At 71.3% G+C, this 19,727-nt stretch carries 17 protein-coding genes; 9 read left to right on the top strand and 8 right to left on the bottom strand.

What is annotated here, in order from left to right; genetic code table 11:
- Positions 1-137 precede the first annotated feature (137 nt).
- The 3 genes from ACX27O_RS03250 to ACX27O_RS03240 all read right to left on the bottom strand — a co-directional run bounded on the left by ACX27O_RS03250 (position 138) and on the right by ACX27O_RS03240 (position 2,986).
- The gene (locus ACX27O_RS03250) at positions 138-887 is read right to left on the bottom strand and encodes a hypothetical protein (RefSeq protein ID WP_458938915.1); all 750 of its coding nucleotides are present in this window, start codon (positions 885-887) and stop codon (positions 138-140) included.
- A 253-nt stretch (positions 888-1,140) separates the two neighbouring features.
- Complete coding sequence (locus ACX27O_RS03245; protein WP_030334314.1) at positions 1,141-2,403, bottom strand: glycosyltransferase; 1,263 nt, start codon at positions 2,401-2,403, stop codon at positions 1,141-1,143.
- A 7-nt stretch (positions 2,404-2,410) separates the two neighbouring features.
- The gene (locus tag ACX27O_RS03240; protein ID WP_167337317.1) at positions 2,411-2,986 is read right to left on the bottom strand and encodes a tetratricopeptide repeat protein; all 576 of its coding nucleotides are present in this window, start codon (positions 2,984-2,986) and stop codon (positions 2,411-2,413) included.
- Positions 2,987-3,253: 267 nt separating this feature from the next.
- Here ACX27O_RS03240 and ACX27O_RS03235 point away from each other — a divergent pair, with 267 nt between their 5' ends.
- Entirely contained in the window at positions 3,254-4,456 is a 1,203-nt protein-coding gene (locus ACX27O_RS03235) for a hypothetical protein (RefSeq protein WP_458938914.1), read from the top strand.
- A gap of 531 nt (positions 4,457-4,987) precedes the next feature.
- Here the strand turns inward: ACX27O_RS03235 and ACX27O_RS03230 are convergent.
- Positions 4,988-5,950: a zinc metalloprotease gene (locus ACX27O_RS03230; protein WP_030334309.1), complete on the bottom strand. Its 963-nt coding sequence runs from the start codon at positions 5,948-5,950 to the stop codon at positions 4,988-4,990.
- A 158-nt stretch (positions 5,951-6,108) separates the two neighbouring features.
- Positions 6,109-6,861, bottom strand: a complete 753-nt coding sequence (locus ACX27O_RS03225) for a TIGR03089 family protein (protein ID WP_358124275.1) — start codon at positions 6,859-6,861, stop codon at positions 6,109-6,111.
- A gap of 144 nt (positions 6,862-7,005) precedes the next feature.
- On the opposite strand from ACX27O_RS03225, the gene ACX27O_RS03220 reads away from it, so the two are divergent.
- Positions 7,006-8,106, top strand: a complete 1,101-nt coding sequence (locus tag ACX27O_RS03220) for a hypothetical protein (RefSeq protein ID WP_458938913.1) — start codon at positions 7,006-7,008, stop codon at positions 8,104-8,106.
- A 54-nt stretch (positions 8,107-8,160) separates the two neighbouring features.
- Complete coding sequence (locus ACX27O_RS03215; RefSeq protein ID WP_458938912.1) at positions 8,161-10,467, top strand: esterase-like activity of phytase family protein; 2,307 nt, start codon at positions 8,161-8,163, stop codon at positions 10,465-10,467.
- A gap of 156 nt (positions 10,468-10,623) precedes the next feature.
- Here the strand turns inward: ACX27O_RS03215 and ligD (ACX27O_RS03210) are convergent, their stop codons facing one another.
- A complete protein-coding gene (gene ligD / locus ACX27O_RS03210; RefSeq protein WP_030334300.1) occupies positions 10,624-11,541 on the bottom strand; it encodes a non-homologous end-joining DNA ligase in 918 nt (305 codons plus the stop codon).
- Positions 11,531-12,472 (bottom strand): non-homologous end-joining DNA ligase, encoded by a 942-nt coding sequence (ligD, locus tag ACX27O_RS03205; RefSeq protein ID WP_210864977.1) that lies wholly within the window; start codon positions 12,470-12,472, stop codon positions 11,531-11,533. Before ligD (ACX27O_RS03205) ends, ligD (ACX27O_RS03210) begins: the two co-directional genes overlap by 11 nt.
- An 85-nt stretch (positions 12,473-12,557) precedes the next feature.
- Here ligD (ACX27O_RS03205) and ku point away from each other — a divergent pair, with 85 nt between their 5' ends.
- From ku to ACX27O_RS03175, 6 genes are all read left to right on the top strand, one after another.
- The gene (ku, locus tag ACX27O_RS03200; protein WP_030334296.1) at positions 12,558-13,586 is read left to right on the top strand and encodes a non-homologous end joining protein Ku; all 1,029 of its coding nucleotides are present in this window, start codon (positions 12,558-12,560) and stop codon (positions 13,584-13,586) included.
- A 73-nt stretch (positions 13,587-13,659) separates the two neighbouring features.
- Complete coding sequence (locus ACX27O_RS03195; protein ID WP_030334294.1) at positions 13,660-14,298, top strand: DUF4241 domain-containing protein; 639 nt, start codon at positions 13,660-13,662, stop codon at positions 14,296-14,298.
- A 148-nt stretch (positions 14,299-14,446) separates the two neighbouring features.
- A complete protein-coding gene (locus ACX27O_RS03190) occupies positions 14,447-15,127 on the top strand; it encodes an FKBP-type peptidyl-prolyl cis-trans isomerase (protein WP_030334292.1) in 681 nt (226 codons plus the stop codon).
- 189 nt (positions 15,128-15,316) lie between these two features.
- Positions 15,317-16,144 carry an SCO6745 family protein gene (locus tag ACX27O_RS03185; protein ID WP_030334291.1) on the top strand — a complete coding sequence of 276 codons (828 nt, stop codon included), beginning with the start codon at positions 15,317-15,319 and terminating at the stop codon, positions 16,142-16,144.
- A gap of 31 nt (positions 16,145-16,175) precedes the next feature.
- Positions 16,176-16,829: an HAD family hydrolase gene (locus ACX27O_RS03180; RefSeq protein ID WP_030334289.1), complete on the top strand. Its 654-nt coding sequence runs from the start codon at positions 16,176-16,178 to the stop codon at positions 16,827-16,829.
- 28 nt (positions 16,830-16,857) lie between these two features.
- Positions 16,858-17,868, top strand: coding sequence for an NADPH:quinone reductase (locus tag ACX27O_RS03175; RefSeq protein ID WP_458938911.1), 1,011 nt, complete (start codon positions 16,858-16,860; stop codon positions 17,866-17,868).
- Positions 17,869-18,055: 187 nt separating this feature from the next.
- Here the strand turns inward: ACX27O_RS03175 and ACX27O_RS03170 are convergent, their stop codons facing one another.
- Positions 18,056-19,690 carry a fatty acid--CoA ligase gene (locus ACX27O_RS03170; RefSeq protein WP_458939104.1) on the bottom strand — a complete coding sequence of 545 codons (1,635 nt, stop codon included), beginning with the start codon at positions 19,688-19,690 and terminating at the stop codon, positions 18,056-18,058.
- Positions 19,691-19,727 lie beyond the last annotated feature (37 nt).

Below are 19,727 nucleotides of genomic sequence, written 5' to 3'. Positions count from 1 at the left end.
AGTAACACCCACCCCCACCCCATCCGCGCGGTGATCAAGAGGTTTGCGTCACCGTCGAGCCGATCGGTGACGCAAACCTCTTGATCACCGCGGTCGGTCGGGTTCACCGCGGTCGGTCGGGGTCTGGGCCGGGGGGGTCAGGGCGTGGGGGGTGGGCAGCGGTCGGGGAGGGTCACCTGGCCGGGGCGGTGGTCGAAGGTGTCCATGGTGAACCACTCGTCCAGTTCCGGGTCGAAGAGGTTCTGCAGGCCGAACTGCAACACCTGCCACCAGCGGCTCGGGTCGCGCTGGTCGACGTAGATGTCGCCGAGCGCGAGCGGGAACCGGAAGAACTCCCCCGGCACTGTGGACCCGCCGACGACGCCGACCCGCCAGTGGTCGACGTGCCGATCCTTGGCACCCTGCAAAATCTCCGGCCCCACGTAGCGGGCGCTCTTCAGCTTGTCGTTGAAGATCTGCCGGTTGAAGAACCCCGGGACCTTGCTGCATTCGCGCGGCGGGAACAGTGGGATGTTCGGCCACCGGTAGGTGAGCGTGTAGAGGGTGTTCTCGTAGATCAGGTTCGTGAACCAGATCGGGTGGTCCGGGCCGCCGGCGATCATCTGGCTGTTGCCGTCGCGGCCCTGCCACGAGAACGGCACGTCGATGCCGAGGTCCCGCACGATGTACCGGCCGGTGCCCTGGAAGTCCGCGGAAAGCAGCGGTGGGCGCGGCTCGCGCGGGTCGGGGACGGAAGGGCCGTCAGCCTGGGCCGCGCGGGGCAGTGGCGCCGCCGCCGGGCCGGGTGCCGCAGCCGGGCCGGGTGCCGCAGCCGGGCCGGGTGCCGCAGCCGGGCCGGGCGCGACGACGCCCAGCGCGAACAGCCCACCGGCGACCGCCGACAGCACTGTCCGATGTGTACGCCTCGACGCCACCATTGCCCTCCGCCGGCTGTGAGCGTGCCAACTGCCTTCGGCGCAGCGTACGAGCAGGCAAAACGTGAGAAATGGCGGAACGGCTCGGCTCCACCGGACGGGTGAGGCGACGCGTAATCGGAGCAGACCATGCTGGCACCCCTCGCCTACGGGCTCGCGGTCGTACTCAGCCTCCCTGGGCAGTACACCTAGCCGGCGGGCGCAGGACCGTGTCACGGCCGTCGGCTCAGATCGTCAACGGACCTCCGTTGCGGGTCTCGTCCTTCACCGCGATCAGGTTCGCGACGACGTACGGGATGTTGTGCGCCTGGTGGAAATCGCTCGGGAAGTACGTGCCCAGGCGAGACACCTGGAATCGGCAGCGGATCTCCGGCACGAAACGTGCGTACTGGTCGTTGGTGAAATACCAGAACGAGTTCTCGTTGTAGAACGCGACGTGCGTCGGATCCTGGTACGCGCCCCGTCCGTCCGAACTGGGCGTCAGGGACAGCAGCAACCCGTTCGGGGCGAGGACCCGGTACAACTCGTTGAACATCCCGATCTTGTCCGGGATGTGCTCCAGGAAGTCGACCGCCCGGATCACCCCGACGCTGCTGTCCGGCAGGTCGATCCCCTTCGTGACGTCGCAGACGATGTCCACGCCGTCCCCGGCACGGCGATCCAGCCCGAGGAACCCCTCCGGCTTGTTGTGTGCCGCTCCCATGTCCAGGGCCAGCAGGTCCCGCCGTTTCGCCCAGGCCAACGCGTTGAACTGGATGTTACGGTCGTGAATCTCCACGGACCGCCGCTGGATGCGCGCGTTGACCTCAGGGTCGCGCTGGGTGTTCCTGGCGTGCATCCGTTGCAGGTAAAGGCACTTGGGGATCTGGTGAAACTCGGCCGCCTGGTACAGCCGGCACATCAGGTCGAGGTCATCTGCCACGTCGAGTTCCTCGTTGTAGCCGCCCACCTTCTCGTACAGATCCCGTCGGAACGCCCGGACGTGGTTCGGGGCGTACCAGATGTAGCTGACGTTGTGCGGCGTCGGCTCCAGCGAGTGGCAGGCCAACACCGCACGCCCGTCGACCCGCTCGTCGCGGTAGCGCCACCCGTGCGCGGCGGCGAACCGCGAGTCGTCCCGGCCGCCGTCCTCGCTGATCTGAGCCGTGTCGCTGTAGACGAAGCCCGCCCCGGGGTTCGCGTCGAAGGCGGCCACGATCTCCCCCAGGCAGTCGCTGCTGAGCAGGTCGTCGTCGTCGAGTTCGACGAGGATGTCCCCGTACGCCTCGGCGCAGGCCTGTCGCTTCACCGCACCGACACCGGACAGCCCGTCCCGCACCAGGAGGCGGATCCGTGGATCGTTCGCCTCGGGGCGCCACCGGGTGCCCTGGTTGAGAATGACCACCCACTCCCAGTCCGCGTACGTCTGCGCCAGCAGGGACTGCAGACAATCGTCCAGGAAGCGGGTTCGGTTGCTACCTGTGAAAACCGTGACGTGTGGTGCCTTCACCACACGATCACCTCCTTGTCTTCTGCGGGCGGAAGTCCTCGGGGACGGCCGACGCAAGCTTCGGATCCGCACCGATCGCCGACGCGAACGCCTCCTGGGCGCCCGTCCGGTCGTGCTGCTTGACGAGCATCAACCCCAATCGCAGGTACGCCGTGGAAGCGCCCTCATCGGCACCGACGATCTTGCGATACAGCGCGACCGCCTCGTCCGGCTTCGCCTCCTCCAACAGCATTGCCTTGTTGTAAAGGGCCGGCCGGTAGGAGTCGTCGATCTGCAGTGCCTTGTCGTAGTCCGCCATCGCTTCGCCGGTCGCGTTACGCGACTGGGCGAGGTAGCCGAGGTTGAACCAGGCGAACTTGTTGTCTCCCTGAAGCGCGACCACCTTCTCGAAGGTTGCCTTCGCCTCGTCGGACTTGCCGGCCTGACCCTGCTCGATACCCTGCTGGAGCAGGACCCCCGGGTCCTCCTGCCCGGCCCCTGGTGCGACGGTCCCGCCGGATTCCTTCGCCACGGGTGTCTTGTCGTCACTGCACGCACCCGCCCCGCCCAGCAGCACAGAGCCGCAGGCAAGTGTGCCGAACACCTGTCGCATTCTCACTGTCTTCCTCGTTCCTGCCGATCATTGTGGGTGCTTCGCTGATCACGATGTGGCGGGCGCGCAGATGACATAGACGAGGCCGGGTTCCGTTCCGAGGAAGTTGGCCTGCCATCCGACCGGCGTACCTCCTACTACGAGCGGGCTGTCCACGTTCACGGTCCCGTTGGTGGTGTAGCCGCCGCCCGTCGCCACTTCACCGGTGGGGCAGCTGACGGTTTGAAAGCCGGTCCCAGGCACATCAGAAGATTCGACATGAACGCCTGCCAGGACACCCTGAGCGCCCTGAGCGCCCTGAGCGCCCTGAGCGCCCTGCGGCCCGGTCTCGCCCTGCGCACCCTGGAAACCCTGCGGGCCCTGCGCACCTTGCGGACCGACCTCGCCCTGGAAACCCTGCGCACCCTGCGCACCGACCTCGCCCTGCGAACCCTGCGCACCCTGCGGCCCGACCTCGCCCTGCGGGCCCTGGAAACCCTGCGCACCCTGCGGGCCAGCCTCGCCCTGCGAACCCTGCGGACCAGCCTCGCCCTGCGAACCCTGCGGCCCGGCGTCGCCCTGCGAACCCTGGAAACCCTGCGCACCCTGCGCACCCTGCGCGCCCTGCGGGCCAACCTCGCCCTGCGCACCCTGCGCACCCTGCGCGCCCTGCGGGCCAACCTCGCCCTGCGCGCCCTGCGGGCCGGCGTCGCCCTGCGCACCCTGCGGCCCGGCCTCGCCCTGGAAACCCTGCGGGCCCTGCGCGCCCTGCGGGCCAGCCTCACCCTGCGAACCCTGCGGCCCGGCCTCGCCCTGCGGACCGGCCTCGCCCTGCGCACCCTGGGAACCTTGCGAGCCCTGCGGACCCGGCGAACCGGTCACACCCTGCGGACCCTGGGGGCCCTGGAAACCCTGCGGCCCTTGGGGACCCGGCGAACCCTGCGGACCCCGCTCACCCCGCTCACCCCGCTCACCCTGCTCACCTTGGAAACCCTGCGCGCCGGTAGCACCCTGGAAGCCACGTGGGCCTCGTGGACCACGTCCCCCGCGTTCGCCCTGCGGACCTTGCGGCCCCTGCGGACCCACCTTGCCGCCGTCATGGTGGCGTCGACCCGGCTCCTGGTCCTGCCACTGCCAACCCTGCGGACCGGACCATCCGTCGGGACCGCCGTCCCGCACGAGGGTTGCGCCGGGCTGCCGCGCCTGCGCCTGTCCGAGCGGCCTGGGCGTGCCCTGGTAGCTGCGCTCGGCGCGGGCCTTGTGGACCACCTCGGCCGCCTGAGCGGGGGTGACGCCTGTGGTCATGCCGGCCACGATCAGCACGGAGCTCAAACCCGATGCGGCCTTGATGTGCCGGGGACTCACCAGCGGCTTACGTTCCGTGTTTTCCCTCATGTCCCCTCCACCGGAACGGGTCGGCACATCTCGAGCCCTTCCCAGGACGCGCCGGAGTCACAATATCGGCGGGACTACCCGATGTAGGGCAAATGTAGTTTTAGCCTCAAATACCTCGTAACCACCCGAAATAGGTCGACCGCTGGGCATCGCCTTCCGTGGTGGTGTGCCAGACCCCCTGGTCGGCTGGCGTGCCGGTGCAGATCCACGGCATGAACCCGGACCCGTTCCTCGCCGGTGGGGGCCATCTGGACGTGCACGTCCCCGGCCGGGCACTCAAGGATGTCTTCCACCGGTACGAGGGGAGCTGCGCGGCTACCACCAGCGCTAGCAGAACACTTACGGCGGCCAGAGGTTCTGGATCGAGGTCGGCGTCGAGAAGGAGCTCGGGCTCAATTGCAAGCCCGGGATCGAGGCGTACGGGCCAGGACGCAGAGGCGCTGTTCGCCAACTGACCCGCGCCCGGATCGTCGGGCCGACCCGTCCGGGCTGACCGGTCACGACGTCGGGGGTCGGCAACGTGCGGATCGAGGGATTGGCAGGGCTCCGCCGGACGGGTGAAGCAGACGGGCCGGCGGGTCGCCGCAGAGCGACCCACCGGCCCGGACCTCCAGTGGGCTATCCGGCGCCGCCGGCCCGGAACGCCACCCAGGCGTCGCTCATCCGGTCGGCCTGACCCGGCGTGAACATGTTCATGCAGGAGTCCTCGGTGTAGTCCATGAAGTTGTGGATCGGGTCAAGCCCGGGGGCGGTGCAGGAGTCCGCACCCACCGGGCAGTCGAACTGCGGCGCCGCCTCGCGTGGGGTGTCCGCGACGAAGTCGCCGGACGCGGAGCAGCCGTGCGCGAAGGTGTGCTCCAGCATCAGCCAGTGCCCGACCTCGTGCGTCAGCGTGTCACCCAGGGCGTACTTGCCGGCCGTGCCACCCGGCATCGACTCGTCGAGCATCACCACGCCGTCGATGTAGTCGCGCCCGTTGTTGTAGCCCTTCGGGAAGTACGCCCAGCCGAGCAGCCCGCCGCCGATGTTGGCCGCGTACACGTTCAGGGTCTCGGAGTCGCCGGTGTACAGCGCCTTCTTCATGTCCCGCTCGTTCTTGCCGGGCACCACCGTGTACCAGGCGCTGTTCACCGTCCACGTGGTGTCGACGAGCGAGAACCGGAACGGGGTGTTGGCGGCGTCGCCGGCCGTGCGGCCCGCGAACGAGTCGTTGAGGACCGTCATCTGCGCGGCGATCAGGGTGTTCCACCTGGTCGTCTCGGTTGCGGTGAGCGGATGGTCGGAGATCATGTGGAAGACCGTCGGGATGGTCACGCTGCCGTTGGGCAGGCGCGGCGCGTCCTTGATCACGCCGTAGGCGTTGGCCTCGTTCTTGGCGTACAGGGCCGGCTCCTGGACGGTGGCGCCCTTGGCGACCCGGGCCGCGCCGTGCGCGTCGGCACCCGGCTCGCAGGCGGCGACGCCCGGGGAGGCGGTCGCGGGCGCGGCCGTGGCGAGCGCCCCGGAGGCGCCGCCGGAAGCCAGGACCGTCGCGGCGGTGGCGGTGAGGACCGCGAGTCGGAAGGTCGATCTTCTGCGCATCGGTGCACCTTTCGTGAGGGAGGCGGTGCCGGGTCGATGGCGTCGCTGTTCGGTATGAGAACACGCCGACGACATCGACAAAAGCCCCTCTGATCAGGGCAGATGACGATGTAACGGAACCGGACCGGCCAGCGCTGTTTGGGGCGCTCCGGTGGAGTTCAGAGGACCCGGGTCACCTGCTCGGCGGCGACGACCGCGTCCCGCCGCGCCGGGTCGAGATTGGCGCTGATCACTATGGACGCGCCGGCCGACAGCGGCGCGAGCAACCACTTCAGCGGCTGCTCGGTCTCGGCAGCGTCGACCAGCAGCCGGTCGCCGGCCCGCAGGTCCATCATCGCGGCGACCTCCCGGGCGAGCGCCCCCCACTGGCCGTAGGTGGTGCCGTCCGCGCTGGCCGGGTCCGACGGGCGGATGGCGGTGTGGTCGGGTGTGACGTCCGAGTGGCGGAGCACCTCGGCGGACCAGTCCAGCCAGCCCAACGGCACGTCGGTCAGCCGACCCGCCCCGGTGCCGACGAGGTAGCGGTGCGGGGCGTCCGGCACGTCCTCCAGCCAGTCGTCCTGCCGCTGCGGGGTCACGAAGACCGCGTCGAACGGCCGGTCACCGCCCGGTTCGAGCACCGGCAGGCCCGCCGTGGCCCGCGGCCGGAACGACACCGCCAGACCCGAGGCCCACGCGCCCAACAACACCGCGGCGGTACGCCAGTGCGGCGGCAGCAGGACCGCTACGCGGCTGCCGGGGCCAAGTCCACAGCCGTCCCGCAGCAGGCTGGCGCTGCGCGCCGCCCACGAGCCGACCTGCTGTGCGGTCAGGTCGACCCGCTCGCCGGTCGCCTCGTCGCGGTAGCTGAGCAGGGGACGTTCGACATCGGCGGGCCGCAGCGACAGATCGGCCGTGACGGTTGGCTGCATGTCCACGCTCCCCGGTGACGACGACGAAGTCACCCTACTCAACGACTTTGGTCGCGGCTGTCGTCGGCCGATGGCCGTAGCGGCCGGCCGGGAGGCCCGGGCACCGTACGAGGTGAACCCGAAAGCGCTGCCCGAGGAGCGCCCATGCCGCCCGAACCCCAGCCCGTCGATCGCCCAGCCACCGCCAACCTCCCAGCCACCGCAGACCGCCCCACCAACGACCGTGCCGTCGCCGCCGCACGTCTTCCGCTGCGTCGGCGGCTCCTACCGGTGATCGCGTTGCTGCTGCTCGCGCCGTGGGCGGCCGAGTGTTCGTGGGGTGGCTTCGCCATCGACGACTTCCTGCCGGTGCTGATATTCCTCGGCCCGATGTACGGCGGGGCGGCGATCCTGATCCGGGAGACCGCCCGGCACCTCGGCGCGGGTTGGCCGACGATCGTGCTGCTCGCCGCCGCGTTCGGCGTTCTCCAGGCCGGCCTGGTCGACCAGTCACTGTTCAACCCGCACTACCTCGACGACACCCAGTACGCCGGCACCCGTGCCGCGGCCGAGGCGTCGCTGGTGCCGGGACTCGAATTCAGCCTCCGGCAGGCCTTCGACTACGTGGGCAACCACATCGTGCTGACCATCTGCGCGCCGATCGTGCTCGTCGAGTCGTTCCTCGGACCGGGCCGCCGGCTCCGGCCGTGGCTCGGTCGACCCGGGCTGGCCGTGGTCGCCGTGCTGTACCTGCTCGGCAGTCTGCTGATCTTCGCGTCCGACGGGGGCCGGAAGAACTTCCTGGCCAGCCCCCTCCAACTGACCCTCGCCGCAGTGGTCGTGCTCGCCCTGGTCGCGACGGCAGTGCTGCCCCGCTGGCGTCGCCCCGCTCCGCGCCGGACCCGCCGGCTGCCGCACCCGCTGTGGCTGGGCCTGCTGGTCGTCCTCGTCCGGCTCGGCGCCGACCTCGCGCCGAGCTGGGCGGGGGTGACCATCGCGCTGGGGCTCGCCGCCATCATGGGGGCCGCCATCGCCTACTGGTCGTCGGGCGTGCACTGGGGGCAGCGGCACGTGCTCGCGGCCGGCACGGCCAGCGTGGTCAGCGCCGCCGCGTTCGCCTACCTGGTGCCGCCGTACTCCCCGGGGAACCCGACGGCGGCCCTGGCCGGCGACATCGCGGTCTCCGTCATCACCGTGGCCCTGGTCGGCGGCGCCTGGTGGCGGCTGCGCCGTGCTTCGCCGACTGTTCACGTCGGCGCAAGCTGATGCTCCCCAACAGCTGTCAGCCTCCGTGCGGGTACGACCTAACGGAGGAAGTCCTTGACTCTCAGAAGAGCATTCACCGCGCTCACCGCAGCCGGTGTCGCCGCCGCCAGCCTGGCCGGGGCCACCCCCGCGTCGGCCGGCGGGCACCACCACCCAGCCAGGTCGCTCGCCTTCGACCGGGTCGCCACGTACCCGGTCTTCCAGAACCGCCCGGCCGGTGAGGATCCGACGACAGCGACGGTCGCCGAGATCTCGGCGGTCAGCGAGGACGGTCGCACTCTGATCCACACCGACGCGCTGGCCAGGCGCATCGGCTTCCTGGACATCTCCCGTGCCGACCGGCCGCGCGGCCTCGGCACGCTCTCCCTGGCCCAGCTCGGCGACGCCGAGGACGAGCCGACCTCGGTCGCCGTGGTCGGCAGGTACGTGCTGGTGGTGGTGAACACCAGCGCCAGCTACACCGCCCCGTCCGGCCGGCTCGACGTGATCGAGCTGGCCAATCGGCAGCGGGTGGCCAGCTTCGACCTCGGCGGTCAGCCCGACTCGATCGCGATCAGCGCTGACAAGCGGTACGCCGCGATCGCCATCGAGAACGAGCGCGACGAGGAGGCCACCCCGCCCGGCGGCGAGGAGGGCGACCTGCCCCAGGCACCCGCCGGTTTCGTGCAGATCGTCGACCTGACCGGGAAGTCCCCGGCCGGATGGCGGCTGCGGCCGGTAGCGCTGACCGGGGCCGACGGCAGTGCGCTGCCCGCGCTGGTGCGGGCCGGTCTCGCCGCGCCGACCGACCCCGAGCCGGAGTACGTCTCGATCAACAGCCGTAACCAGTTGGCAGTGACGCTGCAGGAGAACAACGGCGTCGCGGTGGTCGATCTGCCCACCGGGCGGATCACCAGAGTGTTCAGCGCCGGCACCGCCACGATCAGCGGCATCGACACCAGGAAGGACGGTGTCATCGACCTGACCGGCAGCATCACCGACGTGCCGCGCGAGCCGGACGCGGTGGCCTGGATCGACGACCGCTATCTCGCCACGGCCAACGAGGGTGACTGGCGCGGCGGCACCCGGGGCTGGTCGGTCCTCGACAGCCGCAGCGGACGGGTCGCCTGGGACGCCGGAAACTCCTTCGAGCGGCTCGCCGTCACCTACGGCCTGCACAACGAGGACCGGGCCGGCAAGAAGGGCACCGAGCCGGAGGGCGTGGCGGTCGCCGAGTACGACGGCGTGCGGTACGCGTTCGTCGGCTCGGAGCGGAGCAACTTCGTCGCCGTCTACGACCTGAGCGACCCCACCCGGCCGGTGTTCCGGCAGGTGCTGCCGACCACCAACGGGCCGGAGGGGCTGCTGCCCATCCCGTCGCGCGGGCTGCTCGCGGTCTCCAGCGAGGAGGACGACGCCTCGGTCAACGTCCGGGCCTCGGTGTCGCTGTTCCAGCTCGGCACTGGCACCCCGGCCTTCCCGAGCATCGTCTCCGGCACCGACCGGGCGGGCGCCCCGATCGGTTGGGGCGCACTCGGCGCGCTGAGCGCGGTCCCGGGCAAGCGGGACCAGCTCTACAGCGTCACCGACGCCGCGTACAGCCAGACCCGCATCCTCACCATCGACGCGAAGCGGACGCCGGCCGTGATCACCGGTGTGTTGCCGGTGCGGGACGCTGCCGGCGCGCCGGTCGGCTACGACGCGGAGGGCGTCTTCGCCCGCCCGCAGGGTGGCTTCTGGCTCGCCGTGGAGGGTGCCACCGGCGCGGAGAACAAGCTGGTCCGGCTCGACGCCGCCGGGGTCACCCGGCAGACCGTCGCGCTGCCCTCCGAGGTCGCCACCGGCCTCGGCAAGCAGGGCCTGGAGGGGGTCACCGCGACCACCGACCGGCAGGGTCGGGAGATCGTCTGGGTGGCCGTGCAGCGGGAGCTGAGCACCGATCCGGCCGGCGTCGTCCGACTTGGGCGGTACGACGTCGCGGCGGGCACCTGGAGTTGGTTCGGCTACCAGGTGGGGGCCACCAGCGTGCCCGGCGACTGGATGGGCCTCTCCGAGATCACCGTGGTCGGTGACCGGCTCGCGGTCATCGAGCGGGACAAGCTGAACGGACCGGCCGCGACCGTCAAGCGGATCTACACGGTGCCGCTGCCCGGTGCGGCTGCCACCGGCCCGCTGACAGTGCTGCCGAAGACCCTCGCCGTCGACGTGCTGCCCGCGCTGCGCGCCACCAACGGCTGGACCCAGGAGAAGCTGGAGGGTCTGACGGTCGCCGGCAACGGCAAGGTGTACGCGATCACCGACAACGACGCCGTCCAGGACGCCACCGGCGAGACCGTGCTGCTGCGCCTCGGCTCCAGCCGGAAGGTCTTCGGACACCGCTGATCCGGCACGGGCCCTGCGCGACCCGGCCCGCCAGGTCGATGTGCTGTTGAGCGGTATGCCTCAGAGTCATATTGATGTCTCTGAGGCATACCGCTCACTGCCACATCCGACCCGACGGAGGTGACCGGCGGTGACCGCCGACCGGCCCAGCCAGGTTCAGCCCTTTACCGGGAGTTCCGGGCCGCCGTCGAGCAGTGGAGCGAGCAGGTCGTCGTACTCCTCGACCCGGTCCAGGACCTCGGCGGCGGTGAACTGGCGGACGGCCGGCTTCCGGCCGCGCGCGCCGGCCTCCACCTCGTCCCAGGTCAGCGGCGTCGACACCGACGGCACCGACTGGGCCCGCAGCGAGTACGGCGCCACAGTGGTCTTCGCCGCGTTGTTCTGGCTCCAGTCGATGAAGACCTTGCCCGGCCGGAGGTTCTTCGCCATCTTCGACACGATCAGCTTCGGGTGGGCCTTCTCCAACTCCTGGGCGATCCGGCGGGCGTAGTCGGAGACGAGGTCCGACGACTGCGTGCCGGCGATCGGGCAGCAGAGCTGCATGCCCTTCTTGCCGGAGGTCTTCGGGTACGACTCGATGCCGTCGTCGGCGAGCCGGTCGCGCATCAGGACCGCCACCGGGCAACACTCGGCGAGCCCGGCCGGCGGCCCCGGGTCCAGGTCGACGACCATCATGTCCGGGTGCTCGCCGACCTTCCACTGCGGCGTGTGCAGCTCCAACGCGGCCAGGTTCGCCAGCCAGACCAGGGTGGGCAGGTCGTCGGCGACCACGTAGTCGATGGTTTCCCGGCCCTTCGTCGACCCGGGGGCGGGCAGGTTTTCCACCCGCACCCAGTCCGGGGTCGCGGCCGGTGTGTTCTTCTCGAAGAACGACTTGTCGTCCACGCCGTTGGGGAAGCGGATCCGGGTGACCGGTCGGTCCCGCAGATGCGGCAGGAGCACCGGGGAGATCCGGGTGTAGTAGTCGATCACCTCACCCTTGGTGAACCCGGCCGCCGGGTAGAGCACCTTGTCCAGATTGGACAGCTCCAGCGAGCGGCCCTCGACGTCCACCCGTAACCGCTCAGCCGGCATCGTCGACCTCCTCCGGAGGTTTGTCCGGGCGCAACCGCAGCACCCGGGGGAAGCGCAGCCGGCCGTCGGGGGTGCGCTGGCCGTACTTCACCTCCACCACCACCCGGGGTTCTACCCAGATGGCGCCCCGGGCATCCTCGCGCGGCACACCCGCGGCGAACGGTGACACGCCGGAGCGCAGCGGCTCCAGCTCGGCGAGGAGCTGCCGCTCGATGGCGGCACCGATCCCACCACCGACACGGCCCCGGTAGATCAGCCGGCCGTCCGGGCCGGGCACCCCCACCAGCAGCCCACCGATCCGACGGGCGCCCGGTCGCCAACCGCCGATGACGAAGTCGCCGGTCACCTCCAGCTTGACCTTCACCCAGTCCGGCGAGCGCACCCCCGGGCGGTAGACGGCACCGACGCGCTTGGCCATCACCCCCTCCAGGCCGTGCTCACCGGCCGCCTCGTAGGTGGCCGGCCCGTCGGCGAACATCGGCGGCACCGCCCACCGGGGGCCGCCGAGGGCGAGCCCGTCCAGCGCCTCCCGGCGGCGCTCGTACGGCCAACCGGTCAGGTCGTCGCCGTTCAGCCGCAGCAGGTCGAAGATCATGTAGGTCACCGGCATGATCGCCGCCAACCGGGCCGCCTTGTTCCGGTCCCGGACGTGCATCCGCTCGGCCAGCGCGGTGAAAGACGGCTGCCCACCCTGCCCGAGCAGCACCACCTCGCCGTCGAGCAGGGCGTCGTCGACCTGCTCGGGCAGGGTGGCCAGCTCCGGGTACGCGGCGGTGATCTCCACGCCGGAGCGGGCATACAGGTGCTGGTCGCCGCCGGAGATGTCGGCGAGCGCGCGGACGCCGTCCCACTTGAACTCGTACGCCCAGCCGTCACCCGCCGGGAGCGGCCCGGTCATCGCGAGCATCGGCTTGAGCGGCGCGCCGGGCACGACCCGACTGTAGTAGCAGGCCGAACACCTCGCGTCCGGTTCTTTCGGATGCGAGCATGGTCGATACCGGGGAAGGGAGCGCAGGATGCGTGCCATCTGGAAGGGAGCCGTGTCGTTCGGGCTCGTCTCGATCGGGGTGAAGCTCTACTCCGCCACCGAGGAGAAGGACATTCGGTTCCACCAGGTGCACCGCGAGGACGGCGGTCGCATCCGCTACAAGCGCACCTGCTCGGTCTGCGGCGAGGAGGTCACCTACGACGACATCGCCAAGGGCTACGACATCGGCGGCGGCGAGATGGTGATCCTCACCGACGAGGACTTCGCTGACCTGCCGCTGACCAGCTCCCGCGCCATCGACGTGCTGGAGTTCGTCCCGGCCGAACAGGTCGACCCGATCCTCTACAACAAGGCGTACTTCCTGGAGCCGGAGGGCGCGGCCACCAAGCCGTACGTGCTGCTACGCGACGCGCTGATCGACTCGGAGCGGGTGGCCATCGTCAAGGTGGCGCTGCGCCAGCGGGAACAGCTGGCCACGCTGCGGGTCCGCGAGGGTGTGCTGCTGCTCAACACCATGCTCTGGCCCGACGAGATCCGTACCCCGGACTTCGGTTTCCTCGACGAGGACCTGAAGGTGCGCCCGCCGGAGCTGGCCATGGCCAGCTCCCTGATCGACTCGATGACCGGCGAGTTCGAGCCGGACGTCTTCACCGACGACTACCGGGCCGCGTTGCAGGAGGTCATCGACGCCAAGGTGGAGGGTCGCGAGGTCGTTCAGCCGGAGGAGGTCGAGGAGGCCCCGGCCGCGGCGGTGGACCTGATGGCCGCGTTGAAGGCGTCGGTGGAGCGCGCCAAGGCGGCTCGCGGCGAGCAGCCCGCCCGCGCGGGTGGCGGTGCTGGCGAGCCGACGCCCATCTCGTCGGCCCGGTCCGCGCAGAAGGCAGCGGAGAAGAAGGCGGCCAAGGCGCCCGCGAAGAAGACCGCGGCGAAGAAGACGGCCGAGAAGAAGGCGGCCGAGCCGGCGAAGAAGACCGCCGCGAAGAAGACGGCCGCGAAGAAGGCGGAGCCGGCGAAGAAGACCGCCGCGCGCAAGACCGCACCCCGCAAGAGCGCCTGACCGTACGGCCCCGACGGCGGTGTCCGTCGGGCCGGGTACGCTCCGCCGGCCGCTGGCGACCGGAGGAGCCCCCATGCCGTACACCCCTGATCTGGACCGGCTGTTGACGCCCGGCGCCCGCTTCACCGACGAGCACGGCGGATACCTGATCGAGGTTCAGCCGGTGGGCGACATCGTGTTGCCGACCGGCCGCGTGGTCGGGTGTGACCCGCTGGTCTGCCCGGAGGCGGAGCCGTTCACGGTGACCGTGCCCCCGGGGCGGTATCCCGCCCGCGCCTGGGTGGCGGTGGTGCTCCGGGAGGACGCCGAGGTGGACCGACGGGTTGCCGCGCTGGAGCTGGTCGTCTCCGCCGAGCCGACGGTCCGCTGGGAGCCGGCCGTCGCGGGTGACCAGGACGTCGCCACGCTCGGTGCCGACGACTACTTCGGGTACGGGGTGGACGCCGGCGTCGGCACCTTCGCCGACCCGAGCGCGCTCGCCGTCCTGGAGGGTTGGGACTCCGATCGGGTCGAGGAGGTCTTCATCCCCGCCGAGCTGCCCTCGTCCCCGGTCCCGGGGCTGATCAGTGCCGTGGTGGACGAGGTCAGCGGTGCCAACGTGGTCACCGTGGCGAGCGGTTGGGGTGACGGCTGCTACGGCACCTGGATCGGTCGGGCCGCCGATGGCCGGGTCACCTCGTTCGTGACCGACTTCATGGTCGTCCCGGAATAGTCGCCCGAGAACGCCCCGGAACTGTCGCGCTGGGCGATCCGGGGCGTCCGCGGCGGGCACGGTAGGCCGCGGTGCGGGTACCGTGTGCGTCGGCTTTCCCCCCGGCACCGGGTGTGCCGGCCACACTTCGCAGCAGGGAGTCGACGACGTGAGCGAGCGGACGCAGCAGAACCGGTCGGCGGGCCAGGACCAGAGCCCGGCCACCAAGTCGGGGCGCCGCCTGGCCGCCCAGTTGGCGGCGAAGAAGGCCGCCGACGCGAGGCGGAAGCGCAACGCGTGGGCCAGCGGCCTCGCCGCCGTCGCCGTGGTCGGGGTGCTGATCGGCGTCTTCGTGACGATCGGCGGTGGCGACGACAAGCCCAAGAACTCGGCCGACTCCACCCCGTCCGCCTCCGCCCCGGCCGCCGACGAGGCCGGCGCGCCTCCCGCGCCGCAGCTGCCCGAGGGCGCCGATCCCGCGCTGGGCAGCAAGCCGACGGTGACGCCGGGCACCGGTGAGCTCAAGAAGCTCGTCGTCACGCCGCTGATCAAGGGCACCGGGCCGGCCGTGCAGAAGGGCCAGAACATCACCACCAACTACGTGGGGGTGTTCTACAAGGACGGCAAGGAGTTCGACTCCTCCTGGAAGGCCGGCCAGCCGGCCACCTTCCCGATCGGCGTCGGCCAGGTGATCCCGGGCTGGGACCAGGGCCTGGTCGGGGTGACGGTGGGCAGCCGGGTGCAGCTCGACATTCCGGGCGAGCTGGCGTACGGCAACGACGAGGCCGCCGCCGGTGGACGTCCGACCGGTCCGCTGCGCTTCGTGGTGGACGTGCTCGCCGCCCAGTGACCTGCCCGGATCGTCCCGGTTGTCGCCGGGACGCGATGGGGTTGTTCACATGGGGCTTCCGGCCCGTCACCCAGCGGCAGTAGGTTCGGCGTCACCCCGGGCGGTTCGCCGCCCGGGGTGCCCCAGCTGGAACCGGACGCGGAGGTGCATGTGACGGCGCTGGACGAGCCTGGGCGGACCGCCCGGTCGATGTGGGCGTACTTCGAGCCGGTGCACGCTGTCACCTACCTCCACCCCCGGGCCCGTGCCGCGTACGAGGCGGTGGGGCTGCGCGGTTACTGGCGCGGTTACTTCGCCGGCCGGGCCGCGCCACTGGGCGCCACCGAGGCGGCCCCGGTGACTGCCGCCTTCTTCACCTTCGCACCGCCGATGGTGGCCCGCGCGCTGCCCGCGGTGTGGCGGTTGGCCACCCCGCAGGAGGCGTTGCGGGCCCGCCTGACCGGCGCGGTGCAGGCGCTCGCCGAGCTGACCTACGAGCTGCCGGAGTCGCATCTGGTGGAGGCGGCCGACCTGTTGGAGCGGGCGGCGTCGGCGGCGCAGACCGCAGGCCGGGTGCTCGGCGCGGCCAACGCGGCGCTCCCGGCCGGCGAGTACCCGCTGGCCCGACTGTGGCAGGCCGCCACGACCCTGCGCGAGCACCGTGGTGACGGGCACGTGGCGGCGCTGGTCGCCGCCGGGCTGGACCCGGTGGAGACCCTGACCGCGCGGGTGGCGCTGGACGGCTCGCCGCCGCAGTACCTGCTGGGCCGGGGCTGGTCCGAGGAGCAGTGGCAGGCCGCCCGTGAGCGGCTCACCGAGCAGGGCTGGCTGACCGGTGACGGCGCTGCCACCGACGATGCCCGGGCCGGGCTCCAGGCCGTCGAGGACGCCACCGACCGGGCCGCCGCGCATCCGTGGCGGGCGTTCGCCCCGGACGACACGAACCGGCTCCGGGAGTTGCTGGAGCCGATCGCCCGCTCCTGCCACACCCTGGTCCCGGAGGGCAGCCCGGTCGGGCTGCCGGCGCTGCCCGGCTGACGGGCACCCGCCGGTCGGGCAGGATGGGCCCGTGACGGATGCGGTGGTCTTCGACCTGGACGGCGTGATCGTGGATTCCGAGCCGGTGTGGGAGGAGGTCCGCCGGGCGTACGTGGCGGCGCACGGCGGAACGTGGCAGCCGGACACCCAACGCCGACTGATGGGGATGAGCACCGGCGAGTGGGCCCACTACCTCAGCGGGGAGCTGGGCGTCGGGCGTACCGCCGAGCAGGTCGCCGTCGAGGTGGTCGAGGAGATGACCCGCCGCTACCGGGAGCACGTACCCCTCATCGACGGTGCCGACCAGGTCGTCCGCCGGCTGGCCGCGCGGTGGCCGCTCGGGCTGGCGAGTTCGTCGCCGACCCGGTTGATCGAGGCGGCGCTGGCGGCGACCGGCCTGACCGACGCGTTCGGCGCGACCCTCTCCACCGAGCAGACCGAGCGGGGCAAGCCCGCGCCGGACGTGTACCTGAGCGTGGCGCAGCGCCTGGGCGTCGACCCGACCCGCTGCGTGGCGGTGGAGGACTCGTCCAACGGGGTGCGTTCGGCAGCGGCGGCGGGGATGCGGGTGGTGGCGGTGCCGCACGGCTCGTACCCGCTCGATCCGGACGCCGCGGGGCTGGCGGTGGTGACGCTCGACGCGATCGGTGCGCTGACCCCGGAGCTGGTGGACGAGCTGGGTTGACCGGGGCCGAGCGGGGTAGAGACCACGGATGAAGGCCATCGTGTACGAGCGCACCGGCGACCCGTCGGTGCTTTCTCTGGTCGACCGGCCGGTGCCGGAACCGGGTGCGGGCGAGGTCCTGGTGCGGGTGGCGGTCTCCGGGGTGAACCCGACCGACTGGAAGTCCCGCCGCAGTTCACCGCCGGACGGGTGGCAGATTCCCGGGCAGGACGGCGCCGGGGTGGTCGAGGCGGTCGGCGCGGGGGTCGATCCCGACCTGATCGGTGAGCGGGTGTGGATCTGGGAAGCGGCCTGGCAGCGACAGTGGGGTACGGCGGCGGAGTACACGCTGGTGCCGGTCCGGCAGGCGGTACGCCTCGGCGACGCCCCGTTCGAGCTGGGCGCCGCCCTGGGCATTCCGTTCCTCACCGCGCACCGCTGTCTGACCGCTGGTGAGTTCATGCCGGACACGTTGCGGGCCGGCGCGTTGGCGGATCACACGGTGCTGGTGCAGGGCGGCGCGGGAGCGGTCGGCAACGCCGCGATCCAGCTCGCCCGGTGGTCCGACGCCACGGTGATCGCCACTGTGAGCAGCGCGGAGAAGGCGCAGCTCGCCGCGTCGGCCGGTGCCTCCTTTGTGATCAATTATCGGGAGCAGGACGTGGTCGAGGAGGTCCACAAGATCGCCCCCGACGGGGTCCACACGATCGTGGAGGTCTCTCCCACCCGTAACGCCCCGATCGACGCGCAGGTGCTGCGGCACGGCGGCGCGGTCTGCATGTACGCCGACGACGGTGGGGGCGAGGTCAGCATCCCGATTCGGGCGATGATGGCGCCGAACGCCCGTTGGCAGTTCGTGCTTGTCTACACGGAGCCGAAGGCGGCCAAGGCGCTGGGCGTGAAGGACGTGGCGGCGGCGGCCAGCCAGGGCGGCATCCGGGTGGGTGCGGACGCCGGGCTGCCGTTGCACTACTACCCCCTGGCCGAGGCGGCAGCGGCGCACCAGGCGGTGGAGGACTCGACGGTGGGCAAGGTGCTCATCACCACCAGCGACGCCTGATCGGGTCGCCGATCGCCCGATTTCCCCGTCAGCAGGACAGAAGCGAATAACTTTCGCAACAATGATGGTGCGGGTCACCCCGCGTGGAGCGGGCGGCCCCGGCGCGGTGCGAACGCCGGGGCCGCCCCTGGGGAGGGTTGTTGCAGGAGTACTCCCGCCCCAACAGGCGACAGTGCCTGGCAAAACGTTACGGGGCTGTCAGCTCCCGGACAGTCAGCTCACCCCCGGCGTACCGCGAACGGACGACCTTCTTGTCGAACTTGCCCACGCTCGTCTTCGGCACGGTGTCGATGAACGCCCAGCGCTCGGGCAACTGCCAGCGCGCCACCGACGTGGCCAGGAAGTCCCGCAGCTCCTCCGCGGTCACCGACGCGCCCTCCCGGACCACCACGGTGGCCAGTGGCCGCTCGTCCCACCGCTCGTCCGGGACACCCACCACGCACGCCTCCAACACCGCCGGGTGGGCCATCAGCGCGTTCTCCAGCTCCACCGACGAAATCCACTCACCACCGGACTTGATCACGTCCTTGGCGCGGTCGGTCAGCGTGATGTACCCGTCCGGCGAGAGGGTGCCGACGTCGCCGGTTCGCAGCCAGCCGTCGCGGAACTTCTCCTCCTCCGGGGCGTCGTCACCGACGTACCGGGCGGTCACCCACGGCCCACGGACCTCCAACTCGCCCACCGCCGTGCCGTCGGCGGGCATCGGCTCGCCCGACGGGCCGACGATCCGCGCCTGCACGCCCGCCGGCACCCGCCCCTGCGTGTAGCGGTAACGCCACGCCTGCTCATCTGTCACACCGGCGGGTGGACGTGAGACCGACCCCAGCGGAGACATCTCGGTCATCCCCCAGGCGTGGATGACCTCGATCCCGTGCCGCTCGCCGAACGCGTGCATCAACGCCGGCGGGCACGCCGACCCGCCGACGATCACCTCACCGAGCGACGAGGTGTCCACGTCGTGGGTGTCCAGGTAGGCCAGCAGGTCGGTCCAGATGGTCGGCACCGCGCCGGCCAGGGTGGGCCGCTCGGCGGCGATCATCTCGGCGATCGGCGCGGCCTGGAGGAACCGGTCCGGCATGATCAGCGACGCGCCGGAGAGGAAGGCCGCGTACGGCAGGCCCCAGGACATGGCGTGGAACATCGGCACGATGGCCAACTCGCGGTCGGTCGGCCCGAGACCGAAACCCTCCGGCATGCAGACCTGCAACGAGTGCAGGTAGATCGACCGGTGCGAGTAGGCCACACCCTTCGGGTTCCCGGTGGTGCCCGAGGTGTAGCAGAGCGCGGCGGCATCGCGCTCGTCGACCTCGGGCCAGTCGTACACCTCGGGCCGGTCGGCGAGCAGCGCGTCCCAGTGGTGCACGGTGATCCGGTCACCGGCAGCCGCCACCAGCGGCGCCGGGTCACCGCCGCCGACCACCACGACGTGCCGCACCGTGGTCAGCTCGCCGATCACCCGGGCCAGCAGCGGGAGCAGCGTGCTGTCGACGAGCACCACCCGGTCCTCGGCGTGGTTGGCGATGTAGACGACCTGGTCGGGGAAGAGCCGGATGTTGAGCGTGTGCAGCACCGCGCCCATGCTCGGCACCGCGAAGTAGGCGACCAGGTGCTCGTTGTTGTTCCACATGAAGGTGGCGACCCGCTCGTCCCCGGTCACCCCGCACTCGTCGCGCAGCGCGTGCGCCAACCGGGCGGCGGTGCGCCCCACCTCGGCGTACGTCATCCGGCGGGGCTCGGCGCCGGTCCAGGTCACCACCTCGGCCGCGCCGTGCACTCCTGCGCCGTGCTCGAGGATCCGGGAGACCTGCAGAGGGGCGTCCATCATCGTGCTACGCATGGGTAACAAGCTAGTGTCGCGG

Source organism: Micromonospora sp. SD19, from assembly GCF_054462275.1.
Note: the sequence above shows the minus strand (reverse complement) of the source record. Positions and strands in the feature narration are given on the sequence as shown.